This is a genomic window from Methylobacterium organophilum, from assembly GCF_022179465.1.
GTDB lineage: Bacteria > Pseudomonadota > Alphaproteobacteria > Rhizobiales > Beijerinckiaceae > Methylobacterium > Methylobacterium organophilum.
This window is the reverse complement of the sequence record NZ_BPQV01000010.1, coordinates 157,011-176,781: the sequence shown is the minus strand read 5'-3', so window position 1 is coordinate 176,781 and position 19,771 is coordinate 157,011. Positions and strand designations below refer to the sequence as shown.

Here is a 19,771-nt window from a genome sequence, read left to right as displayed (position 1 = left end):
GGAGGCGCGCCATGCCCAGAGGCGAGATCACCGGTTACATCGACGTCGCGCAGGTCGTGCTCTACGCGTTCTGGATCTTCTTCGCGGGCCTCGTCTTCTGGCTCCGCCGGGAGGACCGCCGGGAGGGCTATCCCCTCGAGAACGAGGCCGCCGGCCGGCTGAAGAGCCCGAACCCGATCCTGATCCCGACACCCAAGGCGTTCCGGCTGTCGAGCGGGCACACCACCTACGCGCCCAACACCAATTTCGACTACGCCACCGGCGTGCCGAGCGCGAAGGTCGAGCCCTGGCCCGGGGCGCCCTACGAGCGCACGGAGCGCTCGTTCCAGGCCCCGGTCGGCCCGGGCTCCTGGGCGCCGCGCCACGACGAGCACGACCAGACCTGGGACGGGCAGAACCGCATCGTGCCCCTGCGGGTCGCCACGCATTTCGTGGTGCACGAGGCCGGGCCGAACCCGATCGGCTCGGTGGTGTTCGGCGCCGACCGCCAGCCCGCCGGCACCGTCGTCGATCTCTGGGTCGACCGGGGCGAATCCTTCGTGCGCTACTACGAGGTCGAGCTCGGCGCCGGCGGCCGCCGGGTGCTGATGCCGGTCAATTTCTGCCGGACCGGCCCGCTGGACGACACGGTGAAGACCAAGGCGCTGCTCGCACGCCAATTCGCGGACATCCCCGGCACCAGGGACCCGGATTCCGTGACGCTCCTCGAGGAGGAGAAGATCATGGCCTATTTCGGCGCCGGCACGCTCTACGCCACGCCCGCCCGCGCGGAGCCGATCCTGTGACCGAATCCGATTTCCTCCCCGAGGGCACCCTGCGCGGGCTGCCCGGTCCGCTGCCGGAGGGCGAGCGGCGCGTCTGGCAGGGCGCGCCCGGCACCCGCGGCGTGTTCCTGCGGGTGTTCCACGCCCGCCTGGTCGCCCTGTGGTTCGGGGCCGCGGCCCTCGCCTTCGCGCTCGCCGCGCCGAGCCGGCTCGAAGCCCTCGCCGCGGCGGCGCCGGTGCTGCTCGCCGGCCTCCTGGCTCTGGCGCTGCTCGGCCTGTTCGCCTGGCTCGTCCACCGCACGACGGTCTACACCCTCACGAACCGCCGCATGGTGCTGCATGTCGGCATCGCCTTGCCGATCACCCTCAACCTGCCCTTCGCGCAGATCGAGGCGGCGGGCCTGCACGCCTTCCGCGACGGCAGCGGCGACCTGCCCCTGCGCCTGAAGGACGGCCAGCGCATCGCCTACCTGCATCTCTGGCCCCATGCCCGGCCCTGGCGCGTGGCCCGGCCCGAGCCGATGCTGCGCTCGGTGCCCGAGGCGGCGCGGGTGGCCCGCCTCCTGGCCGAGGCGCTGGCGGCCCATCACGGGGCTTCGGAGAGTGTCGTCCCGGTCATCGTCGCGCAGCCTTCCGAGCCGGCCCTGCCCGGCCGGCTGGTCCCGGCGGAATAGGGGAGGGCGGCCATGCCCGATCGCACGCACACGGGACCGATTCCGAAGCTCGCGGCTTTGGGGATCCTCGGGCTCCTCGGCTTCACCATGGTCGCCGCCGGGTTCGGCCGGCGCGAGGATATCGGCCGCACGGTGCTGCCCGAGGCGACTCCGCTCGCCCGCCTGGATTTCCGGGCCGAGGACGCGGCGGACGGTTCCATCGCGCTCAAGGACGCGGCCACCGCCCGGCTCCTGGCCACGATCCGCCCCGGCGAAGACGGCTTCGTGCGCGGCACCCTGCGCAGCCTCGCCCAGGCGCGCCAGCGCGAGGGGCTCGGCCGCGCCACCCCCTTCCGCCTCACCCGCTACGACGACGGCCGCCTGTCGCTGGCCGACGCCGCCACCGGGCGCAGCATCGCCCTCGAAGCCTTCGGGCCGGACAATGCCCGCGCCTTCGCCCGCCTGCTCCCCGATTCCACGGAGACCCGCTGATGGACTTCCTGCGAAAGCGCGTGGTCGAGGTGCCCTGCACCATCGAGATCGAGCAGACCCCCGAGAGCCTGCACGCCCACGTCACCCTGGATGCCGGCTTCGAGATCGAGCCCGGCGACGCCGTGCAGGTCCACGAGGCCCCGGCGATCATCCCCTATGGCGAGCGCGTGATCCTGCACGGCCGCGCCACCGTGACCCGCGCCGGGGCGCTGGAGCGCGCCTGGACCAAGCTGATCGCCCACCTGGAGCTGACCGAGCTCTACGAGGTGAGCTTTTCCGAGAGGAGGACGCTGTGAACGCGCATGTCCATCCGATTCCGAAATCGCCCGTCAACGCCTCGACCAAGGCTGCGCAGGAGACGACCTTCCTCTCGCCGCGCTTCTACACCACCGATTTCGACGAGCTCGACCGCACCGATGTCGAGCCCGTGCGCCGGGAATGGGACATCCTGATCGAGGAATTGCGCTCCGACCCGAACAAGCGCCACTTCGTCCGCAACGAGGAATTCGACTGCGACCTCTCGAATCTCGAGCCGGAGCTGCGCAAGGAATTCCTCGACTTCCTCGTCTCCTCGATCACCGCCGAGTTCTCGGGCTGCGTGCTCTACGCGGAGATGCGCAAGCGCGCCAAGAACAAGGACATCAAGGAGCTGTTCGGCTTCATGAGCCGGGACGAGGCCCGGCATGCCGGGTTCATCAACGACACGTTGAAGGATTTCGGCATCGGCGTCGATCTCGGCTTCCTGACCAAGACCAAGAAATACACCTTCTTCCGGCCGAAATTCATCTTCTACGCGACCTATCTCTCCGAGAAGATCGGCTATGCTCGCTACATCACCATCTTCCGCGAGCTGGAGCGCCATCCCGAGCGGCGCATCCACCCGATCTTCAAATGGTTCGAGAAGTGGTGCAACGACGAGTTCCGCCACGGCGAGGCCTTCGCCCTGCTGATGCGGGCCAATCCCAAGCTCACCGCGGGCGTGAACCGCTACTGGATCCGGTTCTTCCTGCTCGCGGTCTTCGCGACGATGTATGTGCGCGACCATTGCCGCCCGGCCTTCCACAAGGCGCTGGGCGTCGATCCGACCGATTACGACTTCAAGGTCTTCCGCATCACCTCGGAGATCTCGAAGCAGACCTTCCCGATCACCCTCGACATCGAGAGCCCGAAATTCCGCCGGGGCCTCGACACGCTGCTCGACTGCTCCCGCCGGATCGAGGCGGCGCGGGCGGAGGGCGGCCTGGCCGGCACGCTGAAGCTTGCCCTGCAGGGTACGCGCGCGGCTTTCACCTTCGCCCGGCTCTACGCCCTGCCGGTGAAGGAGAACGCCATGCCCGCCGATATCCGCCTGCAACCGGTCTGGTAGCATGGGCGCCTACGCCACCCCGGCGCTCTACGCGGTGTTGCTCTGGTGGTTCTCCACCGGGGTGATCCTGCTCCTGGATCACCGGCCCCGGCACACCCATGCCTACAGCATGGCGGGGGCGACGCTGGTGCTCGCGGGCGCCCTCTGGGCGATCGGCGCGAGCGCCGGCGACCCCTCCGAGACGGGGGTCTACACCGCCTTCACCGCGGCGATCCTCGTCTGGGGCTGGCAGGAGATGAGCTACTATATGGGCTTCCTCTCCGGCCCGAAGCCCGTCGCCTGCGCGCCGTCCCTGCGGGGGCTCGACCGCTTCCTCGCGGCGCTCGCCACCAGCCTCTGGCACGAATTCGCGATCCTGATCGGCGGGCTCGCGATCCTCTGCCTCACCTGGGGCCAGCCGAACCACTTCGCCCTGTGCACCTACGCGACCCTGGTGCTGATGAACGCCTCGGCCCGGCTGAACCTGTTCCTGGGGGTGCGCAACCTCAACACCGAGCTGCTGCCGCCGCACCTGTCCTATCTCGCCTGCTTCCTCACCCGGAAGCCAATGAATCTGCTCTTCCCGGTCTCGGTGAGCCTCGGCACCATCGCCGCCGCGCTGATGCTGCGGGCTTCCCTCGGCGAGGGAAGGCTGCCCCACGAGCAGGTGGGCTTCACCCTGCTCGCGAGCCTGACCGCCCTCGCGGTGCTGGAACACTGGTTCCTGATGCTGCCCCTGCCTTCGGTGGCGCTCTGGCGCTGGAGCCTGCCGGGCAAGCCGACAAGGGGCTTGATCGACATCAACGACGCCGCGGGGCGCCCACGCGAGTGAGCGCACCCAGCGGGACAAACGACCAAGGGAGGATGGCCATGGACTATGAAGGCTTCTTCGGTAACGCGATCGCCGGCCTCCACCGCGAGGGGCGCTACCGGGTCTTCACCGATCTCGAGCGCCACCGCGGCGGCTTCCCCAAGGCGACCCATCACAGCCCCGGCGGCCTGCGCGAGGTCACGGTCTGGTGCTCCAACGACTATCTCGGCATGGGCCAGCATCCGAAGGTGCTCGCCGCCATGCACGAGGCCCTGGAGCGCTGCGGCGCCGGCGCCGGCGGCACCCGCAACATCTCCGGCACCAACCACTACCACGTGCTGCTGGAGCGGGAGCTCGCCGACCTGCACGGCAAGGAATCCGCGCTGCTCTTCACCTCGGGCTACGTCTCGAACTGGGCGGGGCTCGGTACGCTCGCCGCCCGCCTGCCGCATTGCGCCGTGTTCTCCGATGCGGAGAACCATGCCTCGATGATCGAGGGCATCCGGTACAGCCGCGCCGAGCGCCACGTCTTCCGCCACAACGACCCCGAGGACCTCGACCGCAAGCTCGCCCTGATCGAGCCCGGCCGGGCCAAGCTGGTCGCCTTCGAGTCGGTCTACTCGATGGACGGGGACATCGCCCCGATCGACGAGATCTGCGACGTGGCCGAGAAGCACGGCGCGCTCACCTATCTCGACGAGGTCCACGCGGTCGGCCTCTACGGCGCCCGGGGCGGCGGCGTCTCCGAGCGGATGGGCCTCGCCCACCGCCTCGACGTGATCGAGGGCACGCTCGGCAAGGCCTTCGGCGTGCAGGGCGGCTACATCACCGGTTCGGCCCAGCTCTGCGACTTCGTGCGCAGCTTCGCCTCCGGCTTCATCTTCACCACCTCGCTGCCCCCGGCGGTGGCGGCCGGCGCGGCGGCCAGCATCCGCCACCTCAAGGAGAGCGAGGCGGAGCGCGCCCGCCACCGCGACCGGGTGTCCCGCGTGCGCGCCGCCCTCGACGCCGCCGGCATCCCGACCCTGCCGAACCGCAGCCACATCGTGCCGGTGATGGTCTGCGACCCGGTGCTCTGCAAGGCGATCTCCGACACCCTGCTCGACGAGTTCGGCATCTACGTCCAGCCGATCAACTACCCAACGGTCGCCCGCGGCACCGAGCGCCTGCGCATCACGCCCTCGCCGCTGCATTCCGACGAGGACATCGACCACCTGGTGGACGCGCTGAGCACGATCTGGCGGCGGATCGGCCTCAGGCAGGAAGCGGCGGAATAGCCCCCGAACCCTCCCCCCCTCCGCGGGGGAGGGTGCCTGCGGAGCAGGCGGGAGAGGGGCCGGCTCAGCCCCCTCCGGACGCGGCGCTCCCCTCACGCAACCCCCTACGGGGCCACCCTCTCCCGCGGAGGGGCGAGGGGTTTGCGGTTCATTCCCGACATGTCAGGACGGTCGGAAACGTCGCTTTGAGCACTATCCCCGTGCCCACCTTCCCCTTCACCGCCATCGTCGCCCAGGACGAGATGCGCCAAGCCCTTCTGATCGCGGCGGTGGATCCGTCGGTGGGCGGGGTGCTGGTGTTCGGGGACCGGGGCACCGGCAAGTCCACGGCGATCCGGGCCCTGGCGGCCCTGCTGCCGCCGATGCAGGCGGTGCTGGGCTGCCCCTATGCCTGCGATCCGGCGAGCCCGGCGCAGGCCTGCCCCCATTGCGCCACGCATCCGCGCCCGAAGAAGGCGGTGGAGGTGCCGGTGCCGGTGGTCGACCTGCCGCTCGGCGCGACCGAAGACCGGGTCGTCGGCGCCCTCGACCTGGAGCGGGCCCTGAGCCTCGGCGAGAAAGCCTTCGAGCCGGGGCTGCTGGCCCGGGCCAATCGCGGCTTCCTCTATATCGACGAGGTCAACCTGCTGGAGGACCATCTCGTCGACCTGCTGCTCGACGTCGCCGCCTCCGGGGTCAACACGGTGGAGCGCGAGGGGCTCTCCCTGCGCCATCCCGCCCGCTTCGTGCTGGTCGGCTCCGGCAACCCGGAGGAGGGGGAGTTGCGCCCGCAGCTCCTCGACCGCTTCGGCCTCGCCTGCGAGGTCACGACTCCCACCGACATCCCGACCCGGATCGAGGTGGTGCGCCGCCGCGACGCCTACGAGCGCGATCCGGAGGGATTTTGCGCCGCCCATGCGAAGGCGGAGAAAGCCCTGCGCAAGCGCCTCGTCGCCGCCCGCACCCGCCTCGATGCGGTGAGCGTGCCCGATGCGGTGCTGGAACAGGCGGCCCGGCTCTGCCTGGCGCTCGGCACGGACGGCCTGCGCGGCGAACTCACCCTGCTGCGCACGGCCCGGGCGCTCGCCGCCCTCGACGGCGACGACACGGTCACCGACGCCCATCTGAAGCGCATCGCCCCCAGCGCCCTGCGCCACCGCCTGCGCCGCAACCCGCTGGACGAGTCGGGCTCCACCGCCCGGGTGGCGCGGGCGGTGGACGAGGTGTTCGGGCCGTGAGGAAGGCCGCTCAACCCCCCTTCGTGCCCGGGGGAGCGGATGCCTGACCCCGCCTGGAGCGACGCCCTGCGCGTGGCCGCCCTCGTCGCGGCGGATCCGCATGGGCTCGGCGGGGTGGTGGTGCGGGCCGGAGCCGGCCCGGTGCGGGAACGCTGGCTCGCGGCCCTCCGGGCTCGGCTTCCGCCGGAAACGCCATGGCGGCGGATGCCGGCGGGAATCGCCGACGACCGCCTGATCGGCGGCCTCGACCTCCCCGCGACGTTGCGCGCCGGCCACCCGGTGGCGCAGGCGGGGCTGCTCGCGGAGGCCGATGGCGGGCTCATCGTGGTGCCGATGGCCGAGCGCCTCGCCGCCGGCACCGTCGCCCGGCTGGCCGCCGCCCTCGACACCGGTGCGGTCGCCCTCGAACGGGAGGGCTCGAGCGCCCGGCTCCCGGCCCGGATCGGCCTGATCCTCCTCGACGAGGGCGGCGCGGAGGAGAGCGTGGCCGAAGCCCTGGCCGACCGGCTCGCCTTCCGCATCGATCTCGACGGCCTCCGGCTCGCGGATCTGGCAGGCGGCCCCTCCGGGGCGACAGGCGACGGGGATCACGCCGAATCAGTCGGGGCGGGGCCGTCCGCACTCTCCTCCCCCCCTGCTCCCGCGGTCGCGGAAAAGCCTGCCGACGCGGCCGCGATCCTATGCGAGACGGCTTTGGCCCTCGGCATCGCGTCTCTGCGCGCGCCCCTGCTCGCCCTGCATGTGGTCCGGCTCGTCGGGGGGGATGCGCCGGTGGAGGCGGATCTCGCCGAGGCGGCGCGGCTCGTCCTCGCTCCGAGGGCAACGCGTCTGGCTTCGGAGCCGGCTTCGGAGCCGGAGGCGGAAGGCTCCGAAGCCGATGCGGGTGAGGAAGCGCCCCCTCCGCCCCCCGCCGATCCCGGCACGGGCCCGGACGAGTCCGTCGGCGAGGCCGCCGAGACGGTGCTCGACGCGGCCCGGGCGGCGATCCCCAAGAACCTCCTGGCGCAGCTCCTGGCGGAGGGGCCGCGCCTGCGTTCCGCCAAGGCGGGCCGCATGGGCGCTGCGGCGAGCGCCCCCCGCTCCGGCCGGCCGGTCGGCAGCCGGAAGGGGGATCCACGGCGCGCCCTCCTCGACCTGATCGCCACCCTGCGGGCCGCCGCGCCCTGGCAGCGCCTGCGGAAAGGACCGGAGGAGACGCGGCGCATCGTCGTCCTGCCCGACGACCTGCGCATCCGCGTCCTGCGCCAGAAGAGCGAGACCACGACGATCTTCTGCGTCGACGCCTCCGGCTCCGCGGCCCTGGAGCGGCTGGGGGAGGCCAAGGGTGCGGTCGAGCTGATGCTGGCCGAAGCCTATATCCGCCGCGACCGCGTCGCCCTGGTCGCCTTCCGCGGCCGCGGCGCGGAGGTGGTCCTGCCGCCGACGCGCTCCCTGGTGCGGGCGAAGCGCAGCCTCTCCGGCCTGCCGGGGGGCGGGGGCACCCCGCTCGCCGCGGGGCTCGATGCGGCCACGAGCCTGGCGCTGGCGGTGCGCCGGGCCGGCGGCCATCCGGTGATCGTCCTGCTCACGGACGGGCGCGCCAATGTCGCACGCTCGGGGGAGGGCGGCCGGGCGCGGGCCTCGGAGGACGCCCTCGCGGCGGCCCGCGGGCTGCGGGCGCAGGCCCTGCCGCTCCTCGTCATCGACACGGGGGCGCGGCCGGACGGCGCCCGCCGCCTCGCGGAAACCGCCGCCGCCCGCTACTGTCCCATGCCCAACGCCGATTCCGGCGCCCTCACCGCGGCCGTGCGCGCGGCCGCTTCCTGACCGGCTCCGCGAGCCTTCCCCCGGGAAGGCGCCGGGCCAGCGAGATGCCATGGCGCTACAGAAGAACTTCGACCGCCTGGACTGGGCGACGGACGGCGCCGACTGGCCGAACCGGGCGGCGAGCCGCCGCGTGGAGACCGCGGGCCTGACCTGGCATGTGCAGGAATTCGGCGCGGCGGAGGCGCCGGGCCTGCTGCTGCTCCACGGGACCGGCGCCTCCACCCACTCCTACCGGGCGCTCGCGCCCCTGCTCGCCCGCGATTTCCGCGTGGTGGTGCCCGACCTGCCGGGCCACGGCTTCACCGATCCGCTGCCGCCCGACCGCCTGTCGCTGCCCGGCATGGCCCAGGCCATCGCCGGCCTGCTCGACGCGCTCGGCTTCGCCCCCGTCGTGGCGGCGGGGCACTCGGCCGGAGCGGCGCTCCTCGTCCGGCTCTGCCTCGACGGGGCGATCGCGCCGCACCTGCTCGTCGCCTTCAACGGGGCGCTGAAGCCCTTTCCCGGGGCGGCGAACTTCCTGTTCCCGACCATGGCGCGGCTCCTGTTCCTCAACCCGTTCACGCCGCGGGTCTTCGCCTGGACCGCCGACCGCCCGGCGGTGCAGCGGCTCATCGGCGGCACCGGCTCGAAGCTCGATGCGGAGGGCATCGCCCTCTACAAGCGCCTCTTCGCCAGCCCCGGCCATGTCGCCGGGGCGCTCGGGATGATGGCGAACTGGGACCTCGCCGGCCTCGACCGGGACCTGCCCCGGCTCACCACCCGCACGCTCCTGATCGTCGGGGGCGAGGACAAGGCGATCCTGCCCGACACCGCCTTCGCCGTGCGCGATCGGCTGCCGGAGGCGCGGGTCAAGCTGATCCGCGGCCTCGGCCATCTCGCCCACGAGGAGGCGCCGGAGCGCGTCGCCGGTCTCCTGCGCGCGGAAGCGGAGGCGATGGGCATGCTTCCCGCGGATACCTCAGTCCGCGCCTGACGAAGGCCTTGTCCGCGCCTGACGAAGGCCTTGCGAAGCGTCAACTTCGCACGATAGTGTCAGCTTATGTTGACACTCGACGACAGGCCGCGCGCCGAACCGTCGACCGATCGGCGGCCGCATGCGGTGGTGATCGGGTCCGGCTTCGGCGGCCTCGCGGCGGCGGTGAGACTTGGCGCGCGAGGCTACCGCGTCACGGTCCTGGAGCGCCTGGAGCAGCCTGGAGGCCGCGCACGCGTCCACCGGCAGGACGGCTTCACCTTCGATGCCGGGCCGACCATCGTCACCGCGCCTTTCCTGTTCGAGGAGCTGTGGCGGCTCTGCGGCAAGCGCCTCGCCGGCGACGTCGCCCTGGTGCCGATGCAGCCCTTCTACCGGATCCGCTTCGCCGACGGGGCGAGCTTCGACTATTCCGGCGACGAGGCGGCGATGCGCGCCGAGGTACGCCGCTTCGCCCCGGACGACGTGGCCGGCTACGAGCGCTTCATGGCCCACAGTCGCCGGGTCTGCGCCCTCGGCTTCGAGGAGCTCGGCCACGTGCCCTTCGACCGGGTCGGCCGCATGCTGCGCATCGCGCCGGACCTGCTGCGCCTCGGCGGCCACCGCTCGGTCTACGACGTGGTCGCCCGCTTCGTGAAGGACGAGCGGCTGCGGACCATCTTCAGCTTCCACCCCCTGCTGATCGGCGGAAACCCGTTCCGGGCGAGCGGCATCTACTGCCTGATCGCCTCTCTGGAGCGGCGCTGGGGCGTGCATTTCGCCCTCGGCGGCACGGGCCGCCTGGTCGAAGGAATGTGCGGGCTGATCCGGGGGCAGGGCGGCAGCCTCCGCTGTGGGGCGGAGGTGGAACGGATCCGGGTCGAACGCGGCGTGGCCACCGGCGTGACGCTCGCCGACGGAAGCACCATCCCCGCCGATATCGTCGTCTCCAACGCCGATTCGGCGGTCACCTACGCAAAGCTCCTGAAGGACCAGCCCCGCCGCCGCTGGAGCGACCGGCGGCTCGCCCGGGCCGCCTCCTCGATGGGGCTGTTCGTCTGGTATTTCGGCACGAGCCGCAAATATCCGGGCGTGGCCCACCACACGATCCTGATGGGACCGCGCTATCGCGGCCTGCTGCGCGAGATCTTCGACACCAAGACCCTCGCGGAGGATGCGAGCCTCTACCTGCACCGGCCGACCGCAACCGACCCGCTGCTCGCCCCGGAGGGCTGCGACGCCTTCTACGTGCTCGCCCCCGTGCCGAACCTGGCCGGCGGCCAGGATTGGGGCCGGATCGCCGAAGGCTACCGCGCGCGCATCGCGGCGATGCTCGAAGCCTCCGTGCTGCCGGGCCTCGAAGCGGCCCTCGTCACCTCCAAGGTGACGACGCCGCAGGATTTCGCCGACGATTTCCTGAGCTATCGCGGCTCGGGCTTCGGGCTGGAGCCGGTGCTCACGCAATCGGCCTGGTTCCGGCCGCATAACCGCTCGGAGGAGGTCGAAAACCTCTTCCTCGTCGGGGCCGGCACCCATCCCGGCGCCGGCCTGCCCGGCGTGCTCTCCTCGGCACGCGTCCTCGATTCCCTGGTGCCGGATGCCCGCCTTCGTGCCTGAGCCGTCCCCGGCGACCGATCGCGCCGCCTGCGCCGCGATGATCCGCACCGGCTCGAGGAGCTTCCACGCCGCCTCCCTGCTGCTGCCGCCCGCCGTGCGAGCCCCGGCCTACGGCCTCTACGCCTTCTGCCGGCTCTCCGACGATGCCGTGGACGAGACCGGGGGCAACCGCGCCGCGGCGGTGGCGCGCCTGCGCGAACGGCTGCGCCTCGCCTATGCCGGCCGCCCCGGCAACCACCCGGCCGACCGGGCGCTCGCGGCGATCGTTGCCCGGCACGCCATCCCCGAGGCGCTGCCCGCCGCCCTGCTCGAAGGCCTCGCCTGGGACGCGGAGGGGCGCCGCTATGCCGATCTCCCGGCGCTCTCGGCCTATGCGGCGCGGGTGGCGGGAGCGGTCGGGGCGATGATGTGCCTGATCATGGGAACGCGGGACCCGAAGGTGCTCGCCCGGGCCTGCGATCTCGGCGTGGCCATGCAGCTCACCAACATCGCCCGGGACGTGGGCGAGGATGCCCGGGCCGGTCGCCTCTATCTACCCCTCGACTGGCTCGACGCTGCGGGGCTCGCGCCGGACGAGCTGCTCGCCCGCCCGCAGCCGAGCCCGGCGCTCGCCGCCGTCACCGCGCGCCTGCTCGCGGCGGCCGACATCCTCTATGCCCGCGCGGAATCCGGCATCCCCGATCTGCCCCTGGCCTGCCGCCCGGCGATCCGCGCGGCCCGGCTGATCTATGCGGAGATCGGCCGCGCCATCGCACGGAACGGCCATGACAGCATCGGCCCCCGCGCCCGCGTCCACGGCGCCCGCAAGGCGGCCCTGCTGGCCCGCGCCACGCTGCCCCTGCGCGGAACGGACCGCGACGCGCCGCCCCTGCCGGAGACGGCCTACCTGATCGAGGCGGTCGCCCGGCACCCCGCGCCCCTGCGCAGCCTCCCGCCCTGGTGGAACATCTCCGGCCAGGTCGTGCGGGTGCTCGATCTCATCGAGGTGCTGGAACAGCGCGACGCCTTCCGACGCTCGGCGCCGTCCTGAGCAGGGCACGCGCTGGCTCCGGATGAACGCCGCGGGCCGTCTCTTCCTTGCGAGCGCGAGCGAAGGAAGCCAGGGGCCGGGCTTTTCCCGGAAAGATCGCGCCCTGGATTGCTTCGGCTCCGCCTCGCAATGACGGTGGAGGGCTTTGTCGAGGAAACTCGACCGCGTGGTGGCTTCAAGTCACGGCCGCCGCTTCCGCCAGGATCCAGTCTCGGAAGGCGGCGATGCGGGAGATCCGGGTCCGGTCGGGCCGGGTGACGACGTAATAGGCCACTGTCGTCGCCACGGAGGCGGGAAAGGCGCGCAGGATGCTTCCCGCTCCGAGCGCCCGGGCCGCGTAGACGTCCCGCACGACGGCCAGGCCCTGGCCCGCGATGGCGGCCTGGATCAGCAGGGCGTCGTCGGCATAGCTCGGCCCTCGGGCTGCGGCGCGGCCAGGCTTTGCCCCCTGCGCTTCGAGCCATGTGGACCAGTCGGCGCGGTCGCGGTCCTGAAGCAGCGGGTAGTCCAGGCAGGCGGCCAGGTTCGGCAGGGATCCGTCCCGCAGCAGGGCCGGAGCCCCGATCGCCACCAGGCGCGGCGAGGCCAGCAGAGCCGTGTCGAGGCCGGGATAATCCCCGGAGCCGTGCCGGATCGCTATGTCGACCCGGTCGCCAGCGAGATCCGCCAGCTGCACCGAGGTCTCGATGCGGATCTCGATGCGCGGATGCCGGGCGGCGAACCCGCCGAGGCGTGGCGTGAGCCAGCAGGCGGCGAAGGAGGGCGTGGTGCTGACGACCAGGGAGCTTGGTCCCGGCCGGCGATGCTCGAAAAGCTGCACGGCGGCGTCGATCAGCTCGAAGCTCGACGCGATCTCGCCGAGGAGGCGCCGGCCATGGGCCGAGAGCGTCACCCGGCGATGGCCGCGTTCGAGAAGCAGCACGCCGAAGCGCGTCTCCAATGCCTTGATCTGCTGGCTGACCGCGCCCGGCGTCACGTTGAGCGCCTCCGCGGCGCCCTTGATGCTGCCCCGGCGCCCCACTTCGACGAAGCTGCGCAGGGCGCCGAACGAGACCGGGGACGTCATGGCCCGAGTTTAGCTGAACTAAACCGTCGGGGACCAGGGATGGTTTGCGCGATGGGCGGCGGATCGCCTGTCTACCGGGCATGCAGACGAACGCCCTCCGCTCCGAGATCCTGTCAGCCGCCCTGATCCGCCTCCTCGCCTTGGGGGCCGGCGCGGCGGTGGCCAACAGCTACTATAACCAGGCCTTCCTCGGTCATCTCACCGTGGAATTCGGGCTCGCCTCCGGCACGGCCGCTCTGGTCCCGGTGCTGACGCAGGGCGGCAACGCCCTCGGCGTGCTGTTCCTGGCGCCCCTCGGCGACCGGCTGGAACGCCGCGCCCTGATCCTCGCCACCATCGCCGCCCTGGTGGCGGCACTGATCGGCGGGGCGCTCGCGCCGGGTTTCGCTTGGCTCGCGGCAGCGAGCCTTGCCATCGGATTGTTCGCCACCGTCGCGCAGCAGATCGTGCCGCTCGCCGTGCATCTGGCCCCGGCTGCGGAAAGCGGGCGCGTCCTCGGCATGGTGACCGGCGGCATCCTGATCGGCATCCTGCTGGCGCGGACGGTCAGCGGCACGATCGCGGATCTCTGGGGCTGGCGCTGCGTCCTTTGGTTTGCCGCCGGGCTCATGGTGGCGGTCGGCGGAGCGCTCGCCCTGTGGCTGCCCCGCGCAACCCCGACGACCGACCTGAGCTATCCGCGCCTGATCGGCTCGCTCTGGACGCTGGTCCGGACGCATCGCGTCCTCCGGCAGGCGGTCGCCGTCCAGTTCCTGATCTTCGCGGCCTTCATGGCCTTCTGGTCCAACCTCGCCCTGCTGCTGATCGCGCCGCCCTACCTCATGGGGGGAACCGCGGTCGGCCTGCTGGCGCTGGTTGGCGTCGTCGGCGCCCTCGCCGCGCCGCTCGCCGGCGGCTTCGCGGATCGCAGGGGGCCGGCAATCGTCGTCTCCGCCGGCGCCGGGATCGTGCTCCTCGCCTTCGTCCTGTTCGGGCTCTGGCGGAACTCCCTCGTCGGCCTAGTCGCCGGCATTCTAGTGATGGATCTCGCGGTGCAGTCCTCGCAGGTCGCCAACCAAGCGCGGGTCTACGCCCTCGACCCGAGCGCGCGCAGCCGCCTCAACACGGTGTTCATGGCGACGATGCTGGCCGGAGGCGCGCTCGGCGCCGGGATCGGCGGGGCCGCCTACGCCGCTTGGGGCTGGGCCGGCACCTGCCTGTTCGGCGCCCTCACGAGCGGGGCAGCACTGCTGGTTTCGCGCCGGAGCGCCTGACCCGGCCTCTGGATACGTGCTGCCGCCTCGCGATGACGGCAGCAGCGGGGTCGTCGCGCGGACGGCGGTTACACCGCCTGCACTTCCCGCACGCTCGGCAGGAAGTGGCGGAAGAGGTTCTGCACGCCCTGGCGCAGGGTGGCGGTGGAGGAGGGGCAGCCGGAGCAGGCGCCCTTCATCTCCAGGTAGACGATGCCGTCGCGGAAGCCGCGGAAGGTGATGTCGCCGCCGTCGCTCGCCACCGCCGGGCGCACCCGGGTCTCGAGCAGATCCTTGATGGTCACGACCGTGTCGTGGTCCGCCTCGTCGTAGAACTCCTCGCCGTGGGGCGAATCGAGCACCGCGCCCTCGGCCAGGACCGGGGCGCCGGACTGGAAATGCTCCATGATCGCGCCGAGCACCGCCGGCTTCACCTGCGGCCACTCGCTCACGCCGTCCGCCTTGGTGACGGAGATGAAGTCGTGGCCGAAATACACGCCGCTCACGCCGGGAATGGCGAACAGGGCGCTGGCCAGGGGCGAGCGCTCGGCGCTCTCGGCATCCTTGGCCTCGAAGGTGGCCTCGGGCAGCACGACGCGGCCGGGCAGGAACTTCAGCGTCGCGGGATTGGGGGTGGCTTCGGTCTGGATGAACATGGGGGAATGGACCTCGTCCTCTGCGCCGGTTCAAGGCCGGCCGGGAACGGCGCCAGGAGACGCGGCGCCACCTCCCATGTGGACCGTAAAGCGGCGTTTCACAACTGCGGAAGGCTCTCACGTCCCGGCTCGCAGAAGCCGTGTTCCTGCCCTACATCGCTTCTCCATGAGCGATGCCTTCGATCTGGACTTCCGCCTCGCCGCCGAGACCACTCCGGTGGGCGATTTGAGCCTGTGCTCGGTCCTGCTGCGGGACGACGCGCGCTTTCCCTGGCTGATCCTGGTGCCGCGCCGGGCGGCGTTGACCGAGATCACCGATCTCTCGACGGAGGATGCTGGCGCGCTCATGGCCGAGATCCGCATCGCCGTCTCGGTGATGAAGCTGCTCTCCAAGCCCGACAAGGTGAACGTGGCTGCCCTCGGCAACGTCGTGCCGCAGCTCCATGTCCACGTGATCGGCCGCTTCCATTCCGATCCCGCCTGGCCGAACCCGGTCTGGGGCGTGGGCGAGCGCATGCCCTACCAGCCCCATGCCCGTGCCCAGCTGATCGAGCGCGCCGCCGGGCTCTTCGCCGCCCAATGAACAGGTCGGGGAGCGGGCGGGACGCCCTCGGCTTCGCGACGAGCCGCCTGATCCGCCATTCCGCGGAGCGCGAGCACCTGCCTCTCCCCGATCGCGAGGCGCCCGACAGCCTGCACGTGCTGCTGGTCGGCGGGGACGTGCTGCTGCGCGCGGGGAGACCGGAGACCTGCCTGCTCGGCCCCGCCCAGAGGCGGGCCGCGGCCGGACCCGCCATCGACGTCTTCCTCGGCACGCTCGACGAAAGACCGGTCTTCGCCGCTTCGCTGCCGGCGGAGGCCGCCGCGTCCTTTCCGGAGCCGGATTTCCGCACGAGCGACCTGCGCTGGCTCGCGGTCGAGGGCAGCGTCGAGCCCCACGAGCTCGGCCTGCTCGCCACCGCGAAATCCCTGCTGACCTGGCATGCGCGCCACGGCTTCTGCGCCAATTGCGGGACGCCGACCGAGATCAGGGCCGCCGGGTTCCGCCGGGAATGCCCGAACTGCGGGACGCACCATTTCCCCCGCACCGACCCGGTCGTGATCATGCTGATCCGCGACGGGGATCGCTGCCTGATCGGCCGCGGCCCCCACTTCCCGGAGGGCATGTATTCCTGCCTCGCCGGCTTCCTCGAACCCGGCGAGACCATCGAGGACGCGGTCCGACGGGAGACCGCGGAGGAGACCGGCATCCGCATCGGCGCCGTGCGCTATCATGCCTGCCAGCCCTGGCCGTTCCCCTCCTCGCTGATGATCGGCTGCGTGGCCGAGGCCGAGAGCCGCGACCTCGTCATCGATCCGGCCGAGCTCGCCGATGCCCGCTGGGTCGACCGGGTCGAGCTCGCGACCCTGTTCGCCCGCACGCATCCGGAGGGGATCTTCGCCCCCCAGCCGATGGCGATCGCCCATCTGCTCCTGCGGAACTTCCTCGACGGGCGGCTCTGAACGGCCTCAGATCTCGATCCGCCCCGCCGCGCCGACGCCGAGACCGACGGGATCGACGGCGACGCTCTTGACCACCGCATAGACCGGCAGCCCGACCACGAGCCCGAGGTCGCGTGCCGAGGCGGCGGTGAGCCGGGCGGGCACGGGCGTGCCGTTGCAATCGATCTCGACCAGGGCGCCCGGCCCCGCCTCGGTCAGGCTCGCGATCCGGCCCGCCAGCACGTTGCGCGCGCTCAGCCCCTCGGGGATCCGCGTCGCGACGAGGACGTCCCGCGCCGGCAGGCGCACGCGCACGGAGCGGCCGGCGGGCAGGGCGAGCAGCGGCACCGAGAGCTGCCCGGCCTCGCCCGAGAGCCGCGTCAGGCCGGCCGCCGCGTCGTGCGCCGCAACGGTCAGGGTCAGCACGGCGCCCGCCTCGTCGGGCACGAGGTCGAAGCGGCGCAGGACGGCATCGGCCGGCCCCTGGCCCGCGACCCTGCCCCCGTCCAGCATCACCACGGTGGTGGCGAGGCGGGCGACCTCGGCCACCGAATGGCTGACATAGACGATCGGCAGCCCGGCCTCGTCCCGCAGCCGCTCGAGGCAGGGCAGGATCTCCCGCTTCCTCGCCTCGTCCAGCGCCGAGAGCGGCTCGTCCATCAGCAGGAGGCGCGGGCGGCTGAGCAGGGCCCGGCCGATCGCCACGCGCTGGCGCTCGCCCCCGGAGAGCCCGGCCGGGCGCCGATCGAGCAGGTGGCCGATGCCGAGGAGCGCGACCACGTCGGCCTCCGCGAGCTGCTCGGGCCGGCGCCGGGCGAACCAGCGGCCGAAGCCGAGATTCTGCCGCACGCTGAGATGCGGCAGCAGCCGCGCCTCCTGGAAGACGCAGGCGATCCGGCGGCGATGCACCGGCACGAACAGCCCCTGCTCCGTGTCGACCAGGGTCTGGCCGTCGAGGGTGATGCGCCCGCGATCCGGCCGGGAGAGGCCGGCGATCAGGTCGATCAGCGTGGTCTTGCCCGAGCCGGAGCGGCCGAACAGGGCCGTGAGCCCGCTGCCCGCCGCGAAGCGGGTTTCCAGGGCGAAGGCGCCGCGGCGCAAGGCGACGTCGACCGCGATCGTCACGAGAGCGGGCTCCGATCCGGCGCAGCGGCGTTGTCGGCGGGGAATGCACAGGAGCCCGCCCGTTGATCACCGTCCATCATCTCGAGAACAGCCGCTCCCAGCGCGTGCTCTGGCTCCTGGAGGAGCTGGGCCTGGCCTACGAGGTCAAGCGCTATGCCCGCGATCCCGAGACCATGCTGGCCCCGCCCGAGCTGCGGGCGATCCATCCCCTCGGCAAGTCGCCCGTGATCACGGACGGTGACGTCACGGTCGCGGAATCGGGCGCGATCGTCGAATACCTCACCGGGCGCTGCGGGGGCGCCCTGGTGCCGGAGGCGGGCAGCGCGGCGCGGCGGGCCTATGCCTACTGGCTGCATTACGCGGAGGGCTCGGCCATGCCGCCGCTGCTGCTGAAGCTCGTCTTTTCCCGCCTCGCCCCGGGCAGTCCGGCCCTGGTGCGGCCCCTGGTGCGCCGCGTCGCCGACCGCGTCCTGGCCCGCTTCGTCGATCCGGAACTGCGCCGCCATGCCGCCTACTGGGAGCAGGCGCTCGCGGAGGGGCCGTGGTTCTGCGGGCAGGACTTTTCCGCCGCCGACATCCAGATGAGCTTCCCCCTCGAAGCCTTCGCCGCCCGCGGCACCGGCGCGGGCCCGCGCGTCACGGATTGGCTCGCGCGGATCCATGCCCGCCCGGCCTATGCCCGCGCGCTGGAGCGGGGCGGGGCCTACGCCTATGCGTAGCATCAGGCGGAGAGCCTGCGCCCGAGGCGGCGGGCCAGGAGCTCCGACAGCATCAGGGCGAACATGGAGACGGCGACCGAGATCAGGGTGAGGCGCAGGGCGCCGGCCTCGCCGCCGGGCACCTGGGTGAGGGTGTAGATCGCCGAGGGCAGGGTCTGCGTCTCGCCGGGGATGTTCGAAACGAAGGTGATGGTGGCGCCGAACTCGCCCATCGCCTTGGCGAAGGCGAGCACCGCCCCCGCGAGGATGCCCGGCAGGCTGAGCGGCAGCGTCACCGTGAGGAAGACGGCGGCCGGCCCGGCGCCGAGGGTGGCCGCCGCCTGTTCCAGCTTCCGGTCCACCGCCTCGATCGACAGGCGCATGGCCCGCACCATCAGCGGGAAGCCCATCACGGCGCAGGCGAGCGCCGCCCCGGTCCAGCGGAAGGCGAAGACGATGCCGATCTCGGAGAGAGGCGCGCCGAGGAAGCCCTTCCGCCCAAAGGCGATGAGCAGAAGATAGCCCGTCACCACCGGCGGCAGGATGAGCGGCAGATGCACGAGCCCGTCGAGGAGCGCGTGGCCGGGAAAGCGCCGCCGGGCCAGCAGCCAGGCGACGAACAAGCCCGGGATCAGGCTGCACAGGGTCGCGAGAGCGGCCACCCTCAGGCTGAGGGCGACCGCCGTCCACTCGTCGGGCGTGAGGCCGAAAGCGTCCAAAGGTGGGCGTCCGGTCGCCGGTGCGTCAGGACTTCTTCTCTTCGCCGATCACGGTGAAGCCCTGGCGCTCGAAGAAGGGCCGGGCGGCCGGGCTCTTGAGAAAGCCGATCAGGGCCTCCGCGTCGGGGTTCTTGGAATCCTTGGTCACCGCCAGGGGATAGACGATCGGCGGGTGGCTGTCGGCCGGGAAAGTGCCGACGATCTTCACCGCCGGGTCGGAGACGGCATCCGTCGCGTAGACGATGCCGAGGGGCGCCTCGCCGCGGGAGACCAGGAGCAGGGCGGCACGCACGTTGTCGGCCTGGGCGACCTTGTCCTTCACGCCGTTCCAGGCCCCGAGCTTCTCCAGAGCCGCCTTGCCGTACTTGCCGGCGGGCACCGCTTCGACGTTGGCCATGGCCAAGCGCCCGCCGCCGAGCGCACCGGCGAGGTCGAAGCCCGAGCCGATCTCCACCTTGGCGGACGAATCCTTCGGTGCCGCGAGCACGAGGGCGTTGCGCAGCACGTCGCTGCGGGAGCCGGCGCGGAGGGTGCCCGCCTTCTCGGCGTAATCCATCCAGGCGATGTCGGCGGAGAAGAACAGATCGGCCGGGGCGCCCGCCTCGATCTGCTTCGCGAGCGCGTTGGAGCCGGCATAGGAGACCCGGGCCTGCTTGCCCGTCTCCTTGCCCCAGGCGGCCAAAGCCTCGTCGAGGGCGTTCTTGAGGCTTGCGGCGGCGAAGACCACGACCGGCCCATCGGCCGCCCGCGCCGCCGACAGTCCGGCCGGCGTGCCGAGGAGGGCAGCGCCGAGCAGCCCCGCGAGCCATCCGCGTCTGGTCGAGATCAT

General features: G+C 72.2%; 21 protein-coding genes. 16 read left to right on the top strand and 5 right to left on the bottom strand.

The genetic code is table 11. The annotated features are described in order from the left end of the window. Positions 1-11: 11 nt before the first annotated feature. The 12 genes from puhA to MFF21_RS17050 all read left to right on the top strand — a co-directional run bounded on the left by puhA (position 12) and on the right by MFF21_RS17050 (position 11,964). On the top strand, positions 12-785 hold the full coding sequence (gene puhA, locus MFF21_RS17105; RefSeq protein WP_238312497.1) for a photosynthetic reaction center subunit H: 774 nt from the start codon (positions 12-14) through the stop codon (positions 783-785). Continuing rightward, a complete protein-coding gene (gene puhB, locus MFF21_RS17100) occupies positions 782-1,438 on the top strand; it encodes a photosynthetic complex putative assembly protein PuhB (protein ID WP_238312496.1) in 657 nt (218 codons plus the stop codon). Before puhA ends, puhB begins: the two co-directional genes overlap by 4 nt. Positions 1,439-1,450: 12 nt before the next feature. Further along, the gene (puhC, locus tag MFF21_RS17095; RefSeq protein WP_238312495.1) at positions 1,451-1,909 is read left to right on the top strand and encodes a photosynthetic complex assembly protein PuhC; all 459 of its coding nucleotides are present in this window, start codon (positions 1,451-1,453) and stop codon (positions 1,907-1,909) included. Then, the gene (locus MFF21_RS17090) at positions 1,909-2,205 is read left to right on the top strand and encodes an O2-dependent cyclase accessory protein (protein ID WP_238312494.1); all 297 of its coding nucleotides are present in this window, start codon (positions 1,909-1,911) and stop codon (positions 2,203-2,205) included. The genes puhC and MFF21_RS17090 overlap by 1 nt, the downstream gene beginning before the upstream one ends. A 17-nt stretch (positions 2,206-2,222) precedes the next feature. Continuing rightward, positions 2,223-3,275, top strand: coding sequence for a magnesium-protoporphyrin IX monomethyl ester (oxidative) cyclase (gene acsF / locus MFF21_RS17085; RefSeq protein WP_238312546.1), 1,053 nt, complete (start codon positions 2,223-2,225; stop codon positions 3,273-3,275). 1 nt (position 3,276) lies between these two features. Continuing rightward, positions 3,277-4,086 (top strand): putative photosynthetic complex assembly protein PuhE, encoded by an 810-nt coding sequence (puhE, locus tag MFF21_RS17080; RefSeq protein ID WP_238312493.1) that lies wholly within the window; start codon positions 3,277-3,279, stop codon positions 4,084-4,086. A gap of 38 nt (positions 4,087-4,124) precedes the next feature. Continuing rightward, positions 4,125-5,342 (top strand): 5-aminolevulinate synthase, encoded by a 1,218-nt coding sequence (gene hemA, locus MFF21_RS17075; protein WP_238312492.1) that lies wholly within the window; start codon positions 4,125-4,127, stop codon positions 5,340-5,342. 200 nt (positions 5,343-5,542) lie between these two features. After that, positions 5,543-6,559 (top strand): magnesium chelatase ATPase subunit I, encoded by a 1,017-nt coding sequence (gene bchI / locus MFF21_RS17070; RefSeq protein WP_238312545.1) that lies wholly within the window; start codon positions 5,543-5,545, stop codon positions 6,557-6,559. Between the two features lie 39 nt (positions 6,560-6,598). Then, a complete protein-coding gene (locus tag MFF21_RS17065) occupies positions 6,599-8,365 on the top strand; it encodes a magnesium chelatase subunit D (protein ID WP_238312491.1) in 1,767 nt (588 codons plus the stop codon). A gap of 49 nt (positions 8,366-8,414) precedes the next feature. Beyond that, positions 8,415-9,338, top strand: a complete 924-nt coding sequence (gene bchO / locus MFF21_RS17060; protein WP_238312490.1) for an alpha/beta fold hydrolase BchO — start codon at positions 8,415-8,417, stop codon at positions 9,336-9,338. Between the two features lie 66 nt (positions 9,339-9,404). Further along, on the top strand, positions 9,405-10,934 hold the full coding sequence (locus tag MFF21_RS17055) for a phytoene desaturase (protein ID WP_238312489.1): 1,530 nt from the start codon (positions 9,405-9,407) through the stop codon (positions 10,932-10,934). Continuing rightward, positions 10,915-11,964 carry a phytoene/squalene synthase family protein gene (locus MFF21_RS17050; protein WP_238312488.1) on the top strand — a complete coding sequence of 350 codons (1,050 nt, stop codon included), beginning with the start codon at positions 10,915-10,917 and terminating at the stop codon, positions 11,962-11,964. The genes MFF21_RS17055 and MFF21_RS17050 overlap by 20 nt, the downstream gene beginning before the upstream one ends. A gap of 175 nt (positions 11,965-12,139) precedes the next feature. On the opposite strand, the gene MFF21_RS17045 is transcribed toward MFF21_RS17050, so the two are convergent. After that, positions 12,140-13,030, bottom strand: a complete 891-nt coding sequence (locus MFF21_RS17045) for a LysR substrate-binding domain-containing protein (protein WP_238312487.1) — start codon at positions 13,028-13,030, stop codon at positions 12,140-12,142. Between the two features lie 80 nt (positions 13,031-13,110). Here MFF21_RS17045 and MFF21_RS17040 point away from each other — a divergent pair, with 80 nt between their 5' ends. Then, entirely contained in the window at positions 13,111-14,283 is a 1,173-nt protein-coding gene (locus tag MFF21_RS17040; protein WP_238312486.1) for an MFS transporter, read from the top strand. A 68-nt stretch (positions 14,284-14,351) separates the two neighbouring features. Here the strand turns inward: MFF21_RS17040 and MFF21_RS17035 are convergent, their stop codons facing one another. Next, positions 14,352-14,918, bottom strand: coding sequence for a NifU family protein (locus tag MFF21_RS17035; protein WP_238312485.1), 567 nt, complete (start codon positions 14,916-14,918; stop codon positions 14,352-14,354). A 166-nt stretch (positions 14,919-15,084) separates the two neighbouring features. Between MFF21_RS17035 and MFF21_RS17030 the strand changes: the two genes are divergently transcribed. Then, positions 15,085-15,501: an HIT domain-containing protein gene (locus MFF21_RS17030; protein ID WP_238312484.1), complete on the top strand. Its 417-nt coding sequence runs from the start codon at positions 15,085-15,087 to the stop codon at positions 15,499-15,501. After that, positions 15,498-16,421 (top strand): NAD(+) diphosphatase, encoded by a 924-nt coding sequence (nudC, locus tag MFF21_RS17025; protein ID WP_238312483.1) that lies wholly within the window; start codon positions 15,498-15,500, stop codon positions 16,419-16,421. Before MFF21_RS17030 ends, nudC begins: the two co-directional genes overlap by 4 nt. Positions 16,422-16,427: 6 nt before the next feature. On the opposite strand, the gene modC is transcribed toward nudC, so the two are convergent. Continuing rightward, positions 16,428-17,525 carry a molybdenum ABC transporter ATP-binding protein gene (modC, locus tag MFF21_RS17020; RefSeq protein WP_238312482.1) on the bottom strand — a complete coding sequence of 366 codons (1,098 nt, stop codon included), beginning with the start codon at positions 17,523-17,525 and terminating at the stop codon, positions 16,428-16,430. 62 nt (positions 17,526-17,587) lie between these two features. On the opposite strand from modC, the gene MFF21_RS17015 reads away from it, so the two are divergent. Further along, positions 17,588-18,244 carry a glutathione S-transferase gene (locus tag MFF21_RS17015; protein WP_238312481.1) on the top strand — a complete coding sequence of 219 codons (657 nt, stop codon included), beginning with the start codon at positions 17,588-17,590 and terminating at the stop codon, positions 18,242-18,244. Between the two features lie 2 nt (positions 18,245-18,246). On the opposite strand, the gene modB is transcribed toward MFF21_RS17015, so the two are convergent. Continuing rightward, complete coding sequence (gene modB / locus MFF21_RS17010) at positions 18,247-18,942, bottom strand: molybdate ABC transporter permease subunit (RefSeq protein ID WP_238312480.1); 696 nt, start codon at positions 18,940-18,942, stop codon at positions 18,247-18,249. Between the two features lie 25 nt (positions 18,943-18,967). Then, on the bottom strand, positions 18,968-19,771 hold the full coding sequence (gene modA, locus MFF21_RS17005; RefSeq protein WP_238312479.1) for a molybdate ABC transporter substrate-binding protein: 804 nt from the start codon (positions 19,769-19,771) through the stop codon (positions 18,968-18,970).